Source organism: Paenibacillus senegalimassiliensis (genome assembly GCF_001486585.1).
GTDB lineage: Bacteria > Bacillota > Bacilli > Paenibacillales > Paenibacillaceae > Fontibacillus > Fontibacillus senegalimassiliensis.
Map to the genome: position 1 here is coordinate 530698 of NZ_LN909044.1, position 15071 is coordinate 545768.

Below are 15071 nucleotides of genomic sequence, written 5' to 3' on the forward strand. Positions count from 1 at the left end.
AGCCAACCGTTTGTTTATCCCGGTGGCTGCTTTTTAATTTACAGAGCTACAAATCTTTATCCCATTTAAACTTCCATTCATCTATCTCCCTGGGGTCCACTTCCAGCAAATGAGCAATCAATAGCGCCAATGTGACATTAGGAATTACAGTACCATATTCTATATTTTGATAATTCCGCAACGAGCAATTCATAGAGTTGTTAATCCGATAGACCAGTTTCTCTTGAGTATACCCAGCGGCTTCTCTTGCTTCTTTAATTTTCAATGCCCATTGCTCCTCTCACTCTTATGATAGAGGAGTAGCAATTTATGCATCACGTTAAATAAAACATGTTATATTATACATGAAATATATTTCGTGTATAATATAACCAAGCTATTTCTATAGGTTTTAGTTAATTCATTTTAGTGATTATATCTAGTTGACCGATGTTCAATTTAGGTATACATTATTTCAATGGACATCCTAATATATGGTATTCAGGGCTGGAGGTCTTTAGTTGCGGCGATCAATACGGGAACTATTAGAGCAACATATGCAAGAAGAAGAGTTGTCTATATCCAAATTCTCGCAGTTATCCACTATTAATACAGGGACGTTAAGCCGAATTCTGAAAGGGTTAAAACCTATATCCCTAGGGCAACTACAACGAATTACGAGCGGTATGAAGTTGCCAGAGGATGGCTTATTTCAAGAATATATTGAGGAATGCTTTGCTTCATCCAGTAATTTACGTCGAATTCGTCCCTTTATTATACGTTGTGCTGAACTAGGACGCTTGGATTGTATAGAAGAGGTTGTTGGAAAGTTATTGGAGGATCGTCAGTACAATATCGCCTTATTTGATATTGCTGAGCTACTTTTCAAACAAGAGAAACTACAAGCAGCAGCATTGATTTATAGTCAGGTTGCTGAATCTGAAAGATATCAGCACTCTGAGCGACTGGCTCTTTGCCGATACCGCTTGTTTAACCTTCGATTAGGAGAAAATTTAGAAGAAAACTTAGCAGCAGCTACACAGTTTGAACTTTATACAAATCGCCTTCCTGAAATGGAACAATTAGATGCCCTTAAGCAGCTTATGCACATTTTTGGCATGGTCCATAAATGGTCCAAGGTAGAATCACTGGCAGTTCAACTACAGCAACTTGCATCCTCCTTGTATCATTTAAAAAATGAGTCACATCGTTTAGAGGAAGTCCAAGCAACACAGCCATTGTATTATTACATCCTTTATGCCTATCTTGCCCGTGCCACCGTTCATGAACATTATGGCGACTATAATATGGCGTTGAAATTTGTAGCCCTCTATGCAGATGGTGAACATTGGATTCGAGAGCAGGACGAGATGGCAGCGCGTATCATTGCTCAATTCACTGAATGGGCCACGATTAATACGCTTCTCTACCGTTTAATGTCGGGTGAATTAGAGGTCCTTGAAGAGTATGTTTCTTACGTTGCAGTGCATGAGGATGAGATATTTATTGCAATGTGCCATATTATTCAGGTAGCAAACATGCACAGGATTAATGTAGACGACATTGCGGAAAAATTTTCGGGATACATACCCTATCAGGTTGAAGACATAATTGCTGGAGCGTACCAACGAGACATTATAAAAGAGGCCCATGCTCGATTTTATAAAGATTTCGCCGTTTACTTTTTTAATCAAAAGCAGAATTTTACGAAGGCTTTAGAGTATCTCTTGGCAAGTTTAGAATTGTCCGTTAGGATAAATAGTGAGAAAAATATTTTGGTTTGCTTCACCTTATTTGAGAAATATAGAGAATATGCCAGCACTGATGCCAAATTAAAGTTCAAGACACTATCAAGTGAGGTGCATGAAATTAATGAGAAAAAAAATCTACTACTTTTTGATTCTGTGTAGCTTCATTACTTTTGCTGGAACACCTATTTTAATTCAGGTAATGGGTCATGGATGGGGAACATAGCTGAATATTTCACAAAGAGTCTCCTACATTGTGGGAGTCTTTTTTTATTAATTAATTGATGCCAACAATGAGTTATACAAGAATTTGACATAATCCCCTAAAATATGACATGGGGAGGGTGTTCATATGGAATTACAAAGGCTCCAAGATCGCATTGAAGCAGCCAGAGAAAAACTCCATGTACTGACAGAAAAATATCATGGGCAATTAAGCCATCCTCATGTCATCCGTCAATCCGTATGGCTGGATAAGCTCATTAATCAATACAATCAACTCACCAAGAAATTCAATTGAGCGCTAATTGGTCAACATAAAAAAGCTCCCCTCACAGCAACAGGTTATTATTATTTCACCTGACTACTGTATGGGGAACTGACTACATCATGTGTAACTAGGCTTTACTGTGAAGGGTGATGAGGTAACCGTCCGGATCGGCAAAGGTAAAGGTACGCCCGAAGGGTCCATCTATCGGTGCGGTTGTAATCTTTACGCCTGCTGCTGCAAGCTTGTCGTGAATTTCTTGCGTATCCGGGGCATAAAGCCACAGAGCAACACCAAGTCCGGGCTGAGTTGCTGAACCGAGTTCTGTTCCTGGGATCAGGTCACGAAGTGCAAAGGCAATGGGCTTGGTATCAAAGACCACGGCATGAGGGGGACCCGCCTGTGAGCGAACCAGTCCAAGATAGTTTTGATAAAATTTCGCAGAGTCTTCAAGATCACTCACTTGAAGTGAGATGAAATCCGGTCCAATTGCTGACATAATAAATGTCCTCCTTGTTGTTTGTATATCTTGATTGTACAAGACCCCTATTGCCAACAGTATGTCAGTAGCGTTCTTTCATTTTTGCGATTTCTTCTTTTACTCGGTGTTTGAAGGATTCAGGTTCCGTAACTACCACATCTGCCCCCCATCCAAGGAACCAGGACAGCAACTCTTCCGGTTGACGTACACGGAAAGTGACATGGTAGCCGTCCTCTTTAGACTCGGTAGTCTCCATGTAGTAGTTGTTGGCTTCTTCAACCTTGTCGATGACTGCTGGATTGAAGATGGCACAGACCCGAATGCTGCGGGTATCCTTTGGCCGATATGAATGAAGGTCGAAGTTATCTGGAAGTTGAAACGTCTCATCCGTCAGGACAGGATCACTGATCCGAGAGACTCGGAAATGGCGAATGTCCTCCCGCAGGTCACAGAAAGCAAGTAACAGCCAGCCATTTTGTTCATCATGTGCCAATCCGAATGGCGATACCGTTCGCTCCGTAACCCGGTTTCCATCCACTCCAGCAACCCCTTTGTGATAGGTGAACCGTAATTTCTTACCCTCCCGCATAGCTTCGCGAATGCTTCCCAGATTTAATTTCTCCCTAGTCAGGATATCCAATTCATCTTTTTGGAGCAGACGGATGCTCCCTTGTATGCGGCTTGTCTCCTCACGAATGGGACGAGACAGCAGGGCTTCAATTTTTCTGTGGGAAGAACGCGCGCTATGGCGAACAGCAGGATCAAACCGCTTTTCTATAAATTCAGCACCCAGAAGTAGCGATACAGCCTCATCTACAGTGAAACTGATAGGTGGCAGAAAATAACCTTCCATTAAGGAATATCCTGATCCGGTCTCACTCATGACGGGAACACCGGCTTCACTCAAAGCCTGCATATCGCGATAGATCGTTCTTGCACTGACACCCAAGACCTCTGCTAAAGCATCGGCAGTCAACAATTTGCTTCGCTGTAATTCCATTACAATGGCTAAAAGACGCTCTGTTTTATTCAATTGAAGCTGCACTCCCTTGTTCGAATTCAACCACCCAGCATGTCTTGGGTTGTTTCAAAATAACGTACGAGATTGACTCCTGTGGGGGTTATTTCGAAGTTAACCTGCCATACTTCAACCCCTTGATTAATTGATAATTGCACAGAATTCCGGATATAACTGCTATGCTTTCCCTGAGTTGAGCCAATATATTTGGGACTATCGTAAATAAAACATACTAACAAGATGGCTTTGTCATTTGCATTCAAACTATGGGCCAGTTCCCCAACGTGCTTAACAAATCGTTCAAATGAGGTGAAACTGCTTCCTTTCTTGGTTTCAATATGTTCCTTAACCTCAATCTGCAATCGGGTAAGCGGCGTTTTGACTTCAATGTAAGTATTGCCTACAAGAAAATCAAGGGTGGAATTCCCTATTTTTTGTTCTCTTTGGATGGCTCCGCCATTCCTCACCATATTAGAAAGTTGGCCGCTCTTTATAAAATGTTCTACATATCTATTGGCGGCATTTTGATTGATACCTATCCAGGATTTATTGGCATCGGAGGGTAAATCAACGGAAATGGCCTCCACCGTATAAAGGGTTTTCCTTGATAAATTATTGCTTTTTGAAAGCAGGCATGGGATATCGCGAAAAACAATATCACCTATACGTCCTGTAGTGGGACAATGGCAATCAATAACGACGCCGTCAACTTCAACTTCCATAATGAATCGATTTCGTCGTCTGCTAATTACTCCTTCAATGAGGGGTGTTTCAAAGATAAATGGATTGTTATCCGTGTCCATAGTAAAGTCTCCTTCAGTAAGCTTTAAACAAAGTTCATTTGTATCATCTTTGGCCGTTTAATATTTAGATTATACAAAAATACTACTGACAACTGAATGTCAGTAGTATTTCGCATCTTATGAGATTTAACAGCAAGTTTTGAGTCATCGCTTATATAGGTTCACCTGGCGCTTGAGAACACAGATACCATTCGCCGGAAGCTCTATCGAGCTTGAAGTTACAACCTGACCGCTCTCGGCATCCTCATACTCTGTTCCAGGCAGTTCAACAAGAGCCGGTTGACCTGAGAAATTCTGCACGAAAATATATTCGTGCTCCCCATCGCTTCTCAGCCCGGCCGTTACTCCTGGCGGCAGCTTGGCATCAAGGGCACGCCTTACTCCTGCCTCCTGAACCAGTTGACCATATAGCTCCTCATAGAAGGCGGAATCACTCACACGTGCCGCCAAGTAATAAGCCTTGCCCTTACCCAACTCATTGACGGTCAGCACCGGTTCGCCAGCATAGAAATCCTGATGGTACACCCCGATAACCTTGGCACCCTCGACATGGATACGCTCGCAAAGCTCGTGAATCTCGAACACTCCAGTCAGGTTGAGCGGATTGCCCTCGGTCATGATCAATGCATTGCGGTCATGATCATGCAAGCCATCCATTTCTTCGGCCCATACGCCAACCGTCTTGCGTAGAGGGCCCGGGAAGCCGCCTAAATGGCAAAGGTCGTTCTCGTCAACGACTCCCGTCCAATAGGTTGCGAGTAGCGTCCCGCCGTCCCTCACAAACTGCTCCAGCTTATCACCCGTTTCTGCACGAAGCAGATAAGCCATGGGAACGACAATAAGCTTATAGCTGTCAAGATCATCAAATGATCCTATGATATCGGTCGGTACACCCATTTCCCATAACGCATGGTAATGCTGCATTACCGTCTCTTCGTAATGAATCCCCTGGTTACGAGGGCCCTGAGCGTCCTTGATAGCCCACCGATTATCCCAATCAAATATAATAGCCGCTTCTGCCGGAACTGAAGTGCCAACAACAGCTTCCAGCCGGGACAACGATTCACCAAGCGACGCTACATCACGGAACACACGAGTATGCTCATGACCGGCATGGTCCACCACTGCCCCATGGAATTTCTCGCTGGAGCCCCGGCTCTTGCGCCACTGGAAATACTGCACCGTATCCGAGCCATGCGCTACCGCCTGCAAAGACGATAGCTTGTGCATCCCCGGCCGCTTCAGCTTGCTGACAGGCTGCCAATTGGTCAAGGAAGGCGTGCTCTCCATCAGCATGAACGGCTTTTGCTTCAAGGAGCGGAACAGATCATGGTTAAATGCGAACCAGGAAGCCGTCCTGGCATCAGATGTCGCATCATGCCAGGTCGGATAAGCGTCCCAGGAGATCACGTCCACCACCTTGGCAAATTCGCGGTAATCCAAGCCCTCGTACAAATCCATCATATTCACAGTGCAAGGCAGCTCTGGATTGACTTCACGTAAGGGAAGCATCTCATGCTTGCAGAAATCAATAGTCTGATCCGAGACGAACCGGCGCCAATCCAGGTTCTGCCCGTGTACCATCGTCTCCCCATGTGGGGCTGGAGATTCCACCTGTGTCCACGAGGTGTACGTATGGCTCCAGAAGGCCGTCCACCAGGCACGATTCAGTGCATCCAAGGAACCATATTTGCGCTTGAGCCAAGAGCGGAAGGCTTCCTGACAATAATCGCAATGACACTCCCCACCGTATTCGTTGGACACATGCCACCCCACAATAGCCGGGTGATGGGAATAACGCTCCGCCAGCTTGCTATTGATCTGCGCCACCTTCTCACGGTAGACCGGAGAGCTGAAGCAATGGTTGTGTCTCATGCCATGCAGATTGCGCACGCGGTTCTTCTCCACGCGCAGCACCTCAGGATATTTCTCCGACATCCAGGTAGGCCGGGCGCCGCTGGGCGTAGCCAGCCAGGCATAAATACCGTTAGCAGCAAAGGAATCCAGCACCCCATCCAACCATTCAAAATGGTAGATTCCTTCCTCCGGCTCCAGCGTCGCCCAAGAGAAGATCCCTACGGCCATCACATTGCAGTTCGCCAGCTTCATCAGGCGTATATCCTCAGCCAGAACCTGTGGATCATGCAGCCATTGATCCGGGTTATAATCGGCTCCATGCATCAATACGGGAAGCTTATCGCTGATTGGAAGATGTTTCATCACTCTTGCACTCATGGAATCCTCCTCTTATTGGGCAAGAAATGCGTCAATTTGACTTTGCAGTTCCTGCTGAATGACATCTAGCCCCGCTGCCTGCAATTGCTTGATCAGATCGGCCTGCCCTTTCTCCAAATCTTTGATGAGGCCATATTCCAATGGAATCGCATAGCGCAGCATGACATTACCTACGTTCGCTACTTCGTTCTTCACCTTCGTGTCGTCAAATACAAAGGACTCCAGCGGGAAGTGGTGTACCTTGGATTGCCACTCTTCGAGCATCTTTGTACCTTCTTCAGGATAAGAAGCATCCGTACGGTTCAACAGAGAGTTCCAGCCCCATACGGAGAAGCCCGATAGATTATAATTCGCATAGCTGGGACCTGGGTTGTATTTATCATCGCCCACAGGCTCATAATGCTTGCCGGCTATGCCGTACATCGTAAGATCATGTATTTCCTTATCGTTCTGCAGCAAATCGATCAGCATCAGCGAACGTTCCGGTTGCTTGGATATTGCATGAATGCTCATACCGTTTTGCGTGGAGATCGCTCCAATTTTTTTCTTATCTGGCGTTAAGTCGGCTACGTTCACCTCCATTTCCGGCTTGTCACGGCGAATCTCGCCGACATTGCTGGAGATCGTCCCCAGGTTTTGTGCATAGGAAGAGATTTTGCCGGCTTTGATATCCTGATAGACATCATTTTTGTTGCTGACAATGTTCTTGGACCAGGCGCCCTGATCAGCCAAATCCTTGTAATACTCAATGAGCTGCGTAAATTCCGGGGTATCATACACATTAAACACTTTGCCGGAAGGATCGTCCAACTTGTAGCCCAACGGAAAATTATAATCGACCAAATTCCATTCATTTTGCTGCTCCAGCAGGATCTGATCCAGTTCATGCCACTTCCAGCCATCGGCCGGCTTGGCTCCAAATGGACTGATACCCTTCTCGCCAGCAGCGATCGCTTTCAGGTAAGCGGCATAAGTCTCCGGGCTATTTACGGGGTCCAGATTATATTTCTTGCGCAAATCCTCGCGGACTAACACCACCTTATCCGTGACTTCCTGATTGTTATTAGGCACCATGTATAGCTTACCATTAACCTTGGCTTGCTCCCATGCAGCTTCAGGCAACGCCTCCCAAGTCTTTGGGGCATATTGCTGCAGCATCTCGTCAGTCAACTCGAGGAACCCGCCCTTTAACACCTGGTCGTTATAGAAAGCCCAGTTCGCCGTATAAGCAATGTCGAAATCTTCGTTAGCGGCAAATTTCAATGGATATTTCTGCGTCCAATCCGCCCAATCCAGAAATTCAGTTTCAACGGTGGCGTTCATTTTCTCCTTCAACAACCGGTTCAATTCTCCGAATACCTCGTCGTAATCCGTTGGCTTGCTACCGATCATCAGCAGCTTAAGCGTCGCTTCCTGAGAGATGTCCACCGCTCCTTCAGAGGCTTCAGATGCTCCGGTATTACCTGGCGAAGCCGGTTCCTTCGCTTGATTGGCATTTGGTCCCGAGCCACCTCCGCACGCAGAGAGCACCGCAACCAACACACAGATGACGGCTAACAGTAACATGAAGTTCTTGTTTTGTTTCATGACTGGAATTCCCCCTATGGAATAAGATAAATGCATCTATTAGTAACCAGGTTGCCCTGAGGTCACCCCTTCACCGCTCCAATCGTCAACCCTTGCACGAAGTAACGCTGAATAAAAGGATAAGCGATCATAATAGGCCCTGTAGCCACAATCGTCATCGCCATCTTCAGGCTCTCTGTCGGGATATCCGAGGACATAACTGCCCCGGCGGCCATCATAGCCTTACGCATCCCATCCATATTGCCAAGCAGGCGGTACAGGTAATATTGCAGCGGCATCAGATCAGAGTTGGAAATGAACAAGAGGGCGTTATACCAATCATTCCAGTAGCCCAGCGCGATAAATAACCCGATGGTCGCTAGCGCCGGCTTCGATAACGGCAGCACGAACTGGAGATAGATTTGAAAATCGTTCGCTCCGTCAATCTTGGTTGATTCGATAATAGCCTCCGGAATGCTGCTCATGAACGACTTCATGACAATGATATAGAAGACGTTCATCAGCATCGGCAAAATAAGCACAAGCAGCGTGTCCTTCAATTGAAGATAGTTAACGATCAGCAAATACCACGGAACCAGCCCTCCACTGAACAAGGTCGTGAAGAAGAAGAAAAACGAGAAGCGATTCCGCCATTTGAAATCTTTTCTGGATAACACATAGGCCGTCATGGAGGTCAGGAACAAGCCAAACAAAGTGCCCAGCAGAGTAACGGTAATGGTAATTCCGTACGCCTTGAGCATTTCCTGCGGGTATTTAAACAAGATGGCGTAAGCCTCCAGGGAGAAGGAGGTGGGAATAAGCTGAAACCCGTCCCTGATAATGCTGCTCTCCTCGGTTAGAGACGAAGAGATCACCAGGATGAAGGGGAATAGGCAGAAGACGGTCAGTACCGTCAGCACCGTGTATCCCAGTAGGTGCAGGAGCAAGCGATCCGTGGCCATACGTTTTTTCCCCACCGATGATTGTGTTGGTGTAAGCTTGGGAACGATCAGCTTCATCTATTTAGTTCACCTCCGCGTGTTAGAATAGGGCGCGATCCGAATCATATTTGCGTACCGCATAGTTGGCCAGCATAATCGTGGCAAAGCCCAATATGGATTGATAGAATCCTGCGGCGGCCGACATACCAATTTCATTTGAAGTCGTTAGCGAGCGGAAGACGAACGTATCAATGACATCGGTGGAGGAGAACAGTAGCCCGTTGTTGCCGACCATATTGTAGAACATGCCAAAGTCCCCCCTGAAAATATTGCCTATAGCCAGCAGCATCAAAATGATTGCCGTAGGGTACAAATTTGGAATTGTGATACGACGTATGCGCTGGAAGACGTTAGCTCCATCAATTTCTGCGGCTTCATACATCTCCGTATCAATACTGGTAATCGCGGCTAAATACATAATCGTGCCATACCCCAGTGCCTTCCACGCGGATACCACAATGAGAATCAGTGGCCAGTAGGATGCCGTATTATAGATATCAAGAGGCTCCAGCCCGAGGGCACCCAACAGTACGTTAATGGTGCCATAATCGTAGTTGAACAGATTGTAGGCAATAGCCCCAACGACGACCCATGAGATAAAATAAGGCAAGAACATGACCGTTTGCGTAATCTTGCGGAACCATGGACCCGCCGCCTCAAACAACAAGATAGCGGCGAAAATCTGGAGCGCGTTGTTCACTATAATGAAGGCGAGATTATAGAGACCGGTATTGCGCGTGACTCGCCAGGCATCCCCCGAGTCAAAGAAGAAGCGGAAGTTGTCCAGTCCATTCCACGGGCTGCCAAACACCCCTCCCGTGTAGTTGTATTGCTTGAATGCCAATACAATCCCCGCCATCGGTACATAAGCGAACAGCAGGAAAAACAATACCGCTGGTGTGAGCATAAGCAGCAGTATCTTGTATTTCTTGATATCGTTCCAAAGCCCGCTTCGCTTCATGGTTCGAACTCCCCTCTTAGATGATTTTCTTTATAGTGAATAGTATAAAGTTAAGCGCTTTCCAAAGGGATTCAGCAAAACAACTAATCCTAATACTAATTCCACGATCACGCCTGATTTCCCAGTATCTATAAAAAAAGGACCCGTCCGGCCTGAAACAGACCTTACGCGTCCTCTAGCAACATGCAGTAGTGGAGGGGAGATAGCTTAGCATGCCCTTACACTCGAAGGGCTTTACGGTATTCCCCTGGCGTCATACCGGTTGCTTGCTTGAATTGACGGTTGAAATAGATGATGTTTCTATACCCCATCCGCTCGGCAATCTCGTAAATCCGAAACCCCGGATTTTGCAGCAACGTACAAATCCGTCTGGTTCGGAGCTCATTTAAGAAGTCGCTGAAATGCTCCCCGGTCTCTTCCTTGAACAAATGGCCCAGGTAGTTGGGGCTGAAATCGAAATGGGTCGCAACTTCCTTCAACGTAATTTTCTGCTCCAGGTGATCCTCAACATATTGAATGACCTCCTCGATGACCCGGCGCTTCTGCTTCGTCTTCTTGGCGTACAGCAGCTCCGATAATTCAAAGAGTCTCTTACGCAGCCAGGAGACGATATCATGAATGGTCTCGAACTGGAACAGAAGCTCTGGCTGATGAGCATCCCACCTTAGCAGTTCATACAAATCCTCGTGAATTTCGCGTAGCCCGGCGTGCAGCTTGCCGGTCATACGGATTATCAAATCATACGCATCATTCTTGTAAGCCAGCGGTCTACCATGATAGAAGAGCTCCACCAAGCCATCATCAATGGCTACCAGATCATAGCCCAGGACGGCCTTGAGCATCCGCTTCACGATATCATCCGTTTGCTCCGACACCAGCCGGTTCTCTGTGGTGAGCAACCGGTTCTCACGAATCAAGCGATTCTTGCCCACAAGCCACTTCGCGCTTAACGCAGCCTGCGCCTGCCGATAGGAATCGCGCAGATCCTCTTCCGTTCTGGCCTCTCTGCCTACCCCTATCGTGATGGAGAACGGTGAGATTTGACGTACGGCGCGGACGAGTTCCTCCATCCATTCGAGGAACAAATGCTCCGGCATGCCAGCCAGGAGCACATAACGCGCCGGTTGATCCATAATGAACGTGCCCAGCTTGATTTCGGCGGCAAAATACTGCACAAATGAAAACACCTTATGAAGCTGACGGTCCCTCTCCTCTTCATTCAGCCCCCCCGCCTTCCACTGCACATCATCCACTTCCACGATAGCGGCCACCGTCCCCGCCTGGAGCATTGGGATTAATAGTCCCTGAACATGTTCGGCTACCTGCTCTGGGGATATCCCGTTCAGCCACCGCAGCAGCATGCCTTCACCCAGCAGGGTCAAGGCCTCCGTATAGGTACGATCCTGCTCTTGCTCCCGTGTGATGGCGTCACACAACCCGCTGACCATATCATAGAGCTCCTGGTCATCTACCGGCTTGAGCAGATACCCTGATACGCTTATGCTAATAGCTTCTTTGGCATATTCGAAATCTTCATGCCCGCTGATAAATACAATTTTGACGCCTGGATGATGTTCCTTAACCCTTCGTGCAAACTCAATGCCCGACATAATAGGCATACGAATATCGCACAGGATCAGATCGACTTGCTCATGTTCCATCACCTTGAGTGCCTTAAACCCGCTGTTCACGGCCGCAATGACCCGCAAATCCAGACCGCTGTCAACCACTCTACGTCGAAGCCATTCCAGATCAACCGCTTCATCATCAACCAATAATACGTTGACATTCATCACGCATTCCTCCGCGCTAAATTACTCCCATTCTGAGCATACTGGCCCTTCCTGGCCCTGAACATAGCGGTATTCAATGAAAAGATATACATATTCACTGATTTTACTAGTTTTCCTGGAAAAAAGGTGCTGGTGCGGAGTCTGCTCCCGGGTTTGACGGAATTCTTATCTGCACGGTCGTCCCTGCGCCAAAGATGCTGGCAATACGGATTCCATAAGGCTCCCCATACCTGAGCCTGATCCGTTCATGGACATTCTTAACCCCATAACCTCCCGACTGAGCAGGTCCCGCCATTAATCGAGCAACCGCCTCCGGCTTCATACCAATTCCGTTGTCGATGACCTTAAGCTCTACGTAGTCTCCCACCCGTTGCCCTGTGATCACAATGGCAATGGTCTCTCCAAACCAGGCATGCTTAAACGTATTCTCTACAAACGGTTGAAGAATGAGCTTCATCACCGGGATGTGCAAGATTTCGGCGTCAACATCAATATGCACCGTAAAGGCCCCCGCATACTTGACTCTCTGAATCTCAAGATAGGTCTCCACCTGCTTCAACTCATTTTGCAGCGTCGTAATCACATGCCCCTGATTCAACGTTAGCCTATAAAATCGCGACAAGCCCTGCACCATCTCAGTCACCTTGGACGTCTCACCCAAATTGGCCAAGCTACTGATCGTGGACAGCGTGTTGTAGAGAAAATGAGGATTAATTTGCGCCTGTAGCGCCATAAGCTCAGCTTGCTTCTTCTCGATACCCTGTACATATACGCTGTTAATTAACTTTTGAATGTCATCTGCCATCAAATTAAAGGAATCGGCGATATGCACGAATTCGTCATTGCCGGAAAAGCGAATCCGCTTCTGAAAGTTCCCCTCCTGAAATGAACGGACCAACCGTACGATCCGGTTCATCTTCCTGCCGGACAGACGTGCTACAACCAGTCCGATCGCGGTCATGCCCACAAAGCTAATGCCGCATACCGTCACGACTACCTGCTGCATGCGGCCTGCATCCTTCTTCAGATAAGCCTGCGGCACCAGCGCTTCAATGATGAAATCCGAGCCCGGAATGGGCTCATACAGACTCAGGTATCCCTCGGCGCTTGCCCCTGTCGCTGCACTTCCCCGCTGGTAAAGCGGCTTGTTATCCTGCGCCTTATTTATGAGCCGTACCGTAATCCCTTCTTCCACCGGGAAGGTGGAGAAATCGCCAAACAGATCATCCAGCGAAGCGGTGATCCGAAGGTAGCCAATCAGGGCCATATTGCCGTTATACGAGATCAAACGCCGAATATGCGAAATATTTCCAAGCTGTCCATCCGTATCAACCTGTACCCACGTATTGTCCTGTCCCGATTCCTTGAGCTCCTTATACCATGCAGCGCCTTCCATCTCTTCAAAGGGGAGGATATAATAATCGCTCTCATAAATCGGCTCCTCCAAGTGGTCGCCTGCTACCATGTTCAGATCATCGTTCAGCGTGTAGAGCATCAAGCGGATATCATTGCCGAATAATTTCAGGGGGGCCGTAACCTGGGGAACAATCACATCCATCATGACCAGGTAAATATCGTAGGGCTCTCCCCGAGTCTGCAAGGCACGCTGAAATGCCAGATCCCCGAACAGGGTATCCGACATCCGCTGAATCTCGTCCATCTGGTAGCGAATATTATTTCGGGCCTGCTCCATTCCGGTACGAATATTCGTTTCGGCCATTTCTGTCCGGGAATCCACTAGCATGGAGTAAGAAACATAACCGATAATAACATCTGTTAATAATGCCAGCAGCAGGTATGGAATCAACATTTTATAGGTGAACGGGATATATTTCTTCATCCGAACAATCCTCCCTGGGGAGTAACCTTGCAGCAAGACAAAGCAAGTCGCTTCGTTCTTGTTCAAATTTGGATTATAATAAATTGAATGGGTCATGATGACTCAGTATCTTAAACTTTCAGCTTTTATAAAGGAGATTAGATATATGACTAATTCGCAGCTCGTAGACATACCTGTATCCATCCTTGACCTGGCGCCGATCACTATCGGCAGTACGGCTACCGAGTCCCTGCGCAATACGCTGGACCTGGCCCGCCATGCCGAGGGCTGGGGTTATCACCGTTACTGGCTGGCCGAGCATCACAGTATGCCAGGAATCGCCAGCTCTGCGACTGCAGTCGCCATTGGGTATGTAGCCGGAGGCACCCACACGATTCGTGTCGGCTCAGGTGGAATCATGTTGCCCAACCATTCACCGCTGGTGATCGCCGAGCAATTCGGTACACTGGAGTCCCTCTACCCTGGGCGGATCGATCTTGGCCTGGGGCGGGCCCCCGGCTCCGACCCGCTCACCTCGCAGGCGCTTCGCCGTGGCCCAGGCAGCGACGGGCAAGACTTCCCGGAACGGCTGAGTGAGTTGCGTGGCTACTTCCAGCCTACATCCAGCTCCACAATGCGGGTAAGAGCCATTCCCGGCGAAGGACTTAACGTCCCGATCTGGCTGCTCGGCTCCAGCGGCTTCAGCGCCCAACTCTCGGGACAACTCGGATTGCCGTTCTCCTTCGCCAGCCACTTCGCGCCAGATTATCTGATGCCCGCGCTGGAGTTGTACCGCTCGCAATTCCAGCCTTCTGCCGAGCTCCCAGAGCCTTATGCTATGATCGGCATTAACGTCATTGTCGCGGATACAGATGAGGAAGCTCAATATCTGGCAACATCGCAGCATCAGCAATTCCTGAATCTGATTCGCCGGCGCACCGCACAGCTTAGTCCACCTACCGAGCGGCTGGACTGGACGCCGCAGGAGCAAGCGCTGGTCGAGCGCCAATTAGGCTATTCAGCTATCGGCTCACCGGATACGGTGGCGGCCAGACTGGAGCAGATGATCGAGCGCACGGGAGCGAATGAGATTATTGTATCCGCTCAAGTCTATGACCATCAGGCCCGCTTACGCTCTTATGAATTACTGGCCAATCTGTTTGGTGGCAAGCGATAAGGA

The 15071-nt window shown here is 48.0% G+C and carries 13 protein-coding genes; 3 read left to right on the forward strand and 10 right to left on the reverse strand.

All coding sequences use genetic code 11. The features are described 5' to 3' along the window. Positions 1–46 precede the first annotated feature (46 nt). On the reverse strand, positions 47–265 hold the full coding sequence (locus tag BN3279_RS08245) for a helix-turn-helix transcriptional regulator (protein WP_059050143.1): 219 nt from the start codon (positions 263–265) through the stop codon (positions 47–49). Between the two features lie 271 nt (positions 266–536). Between BN3279_RS08245 and BN3279_RS08250 the strand changes: the two genes are divergently transcribed. Both BN3279_RS08250 and BN3279_RS08255 read left to right on the forward strand, forming a co-directional pair. Further along, positions 537–1889, forward strand: a complete 1353-nt coding sequence (locus tag BN3279_RS08250; protein ID WP_148466817.1) for a transcriptional regulator — start codon at positions 537–539, stop codon at positions 1887–1889. A 190-nt stretch (positions 1890–2079) separates the two neighbouring features. Continuing rightward, positions 2080–2247 carry an aspartyl-phosphate phosphatase Spo0E family protein gene (locus tag BN3279_RS08255; RefSeq protein WP_059050145.1) on the forward strand — a complete coding sequence of 56 codons (168 nt, stop codon included), beginning with the start codon at positions 2080–2082 and terminating at the stop codon, positions 2245–2247. Positions 2248–2344: 97 nt separating this feature from the next. Here the strand turns inward: BN3279_RS08255 and BN3279_RS08260 are convergent, their stop codons facing one another. The 9 genes from BN3279_RS08260 to BN3279_RS08300 form a co-directional block, all read right to left on the reverse strand. Next, positions 2345–2713, reverse strand: coding sequence for a VOC family protein (locus tag BN3279_RS08260; protein ID WP_059050146.1), 369 nt, complete (start codon positions 2711–2713; stop codon positions 2345–2347). Positions 2714–2777: 64 nt separating this feature from the next. Next, the gene (locus BN3279_RS08265) at positions 2778–3728 is read right to left on the reverse strand and encodes a helix-turn-helix transcriptional regulator (RefSeq protein WP_059050495.1); all 951 of its coding nucleotides are present in this window, start codon (positions 3726–3728) and stop codon (positions 2778–2780) included. 26 nt (positions 3729–3754) lie between these two features. Continuing rightward, positions 3755–4516 carry a DNA/RNA nuclease SfsA gene (locus tag BN3279_RS08270; RefSeq protein ID WP_059050147.1) on the reverse strand — a complete coding sequence of 254 codons (762 nt, stop codon included), beginning with the start codon at positions 4514–4516 and terminating at the stop codon, positions 3755–3757. A gap of 144 nt (positions 4517–4660) precedes the next feature. After that, a complete protein-coding gene (locus BN3279_RS08275; RefSeq protein ID WP_059050148.1) occupies positions 4661–6751 on the reverse strand; it encodes a beta-galactosidase in 2091 nt (696 codons plus the stop codon). Positions 6752–6763: 12 nt separating this feature from the next. Beyond that, positions 6764–8338: a DUF3502 domain-containing protein gene (locus BN3279_RS08280; RefSeq protein ID WP_059050149.1), complete on the reverse strand. Its 1575-nt coding sequence runs from the start codon at positions 8336–8338 to the stop codon at positions 6764–6766. 62 nt (positions 8339–8400) lie between these two features. Next, complete coding sequence (locus BN3279_RS08285; protein ID WP_187377769.1) at positions 8401–9279, reverse strand: carbohydrate ABC transporter permease; 879 nt, start codon at positions 9277–9279, stop codon at positions 8401–8403. Between the two features lie 79 nt (positions 9280–9358). Continuing rightward, positions 9359–10279: an ABC transporter permease gene (locus tag BN3279_RS08290; protein ID WP_059050151.1), complete on the reverse strand. Its 921-nt coding sequence runs from the start codon at positions 10277–10279 to the stop codon at positions 9359–9361. Positions 10280–10497: 218 nt separating this feature from the next. Continuing rightward, entirely contained in the window at positions 10498–12072 is a 1575-nt protein-coding gene (locus BN3279_RS08295; protein ID WP_059050152.1) for a response regulator, read from the reverse strand. Between the two features lie 106 nt (positions 12073–12178). Then, positions 12179–13912 (reverse strand): sensor histidine kinase, encoded by a 1734-nt coding sequence (locus BN3279_RS08300; RefSeq protein WP_059050153.1) that lies wholly within the window; start codon positions 13910–13912, stop codon positions 12179–12181. A 145-nt stretch (positions 13913–14057) separates the two neighbouring features. On the opposite strand from BN3279_RS08300, the gene BN3279_RS08305 reads away from it, so the two are divergent. Next, positions 14058–15068, forward strand: a complete 1011-nt coding sequence (locus BN3279_RS08305; RefSeq protein WP_059050154.1) for an LLM class flavin-dependent oxidoreductase — start codon at positions 14058–14060, stop codon at positions 15066–15068. Positions 15069–15071 lie beyond the last annotated feature (3 nt).

Bases quoted from the DNA above. Each gene is read 5' to 3' on its own strand.
- BN3279_RS08280 (WP_059050149.1), bottom strand. From the start codon at position 8,338: ATGAAACAAAACAAGAACTTCATGTTACTGTTAGCCGTCATCTGTGTG.
- BN3279_RS08270 (WP_059050147.1), bottom strand. From the start codon at position 4,516: ATGGACACGGATAACAATCCATTTATCTTTGAAACACCCCTCATTGAA.
- BN3279_RS08290 (WP_059050151.1), bottom strand. From the start codon at position 10,279: ATGAAGCGAAGCGGGCTTTGGAACGATATCAAGAAATACAAGATACTG.
- BN3279_RS08300 (WP_059050153.1), bottom strand. From the start codon at position 13,912: ATGAAGAAATATATCCCGTTCACCTATAAAATGTTGATTCCATACCTG.
- BN3279_RS08295 (WP_059050152.1), bottom strand. From the start codon at position 12,072: ATGAATGTCAACGTATTATTGGTTGATGATGAAGCGGTTGATCTGGAA.
- BN3279_RS08260 (WP_059050146.1), bottom strand. From the start codon at position 2,713: ATGTCAGCAATTGGACCGGATTTCATCTCACTTCAAGTGAGTGATCTT.
- BN3279_RS08255 (WP_059050145.1), top strand. From the start codon at position 2,080: ATGGAATTACAAAGGCTCCAAGATCGCATTGAAGCAGCCAGAGAAAAA.
- BN3279_RS08305 (WP_059050154.1), top strand. From the start codon at position 14,058: ATGACTAATTCGCAGCTCGTAGACATACCTGTATCCATCCTTGACCTG.
- BN3279_RS08285 (WP_187377769.1), bottom strand. From the start codon at position 9,279: ATGGCCACGGATCGCTTGCTCCTGCACCTACTGGGATACACGGTGCTG.
- BN3279_RS08250 (WP_148466817.1), top strand. From the start codon at position 537: ATGCAAGAAGAAGAGTTGTCTATATCCAAATTCTCGCAGTTATCCACT.
- BN3279_RS08275 (WP_059050148.1), bottom strand. From the start codon at position 6,751: ATGAGTGCAAGAGTGATGAAACATCTTCCAATCAGCGATAAGCTTCCC.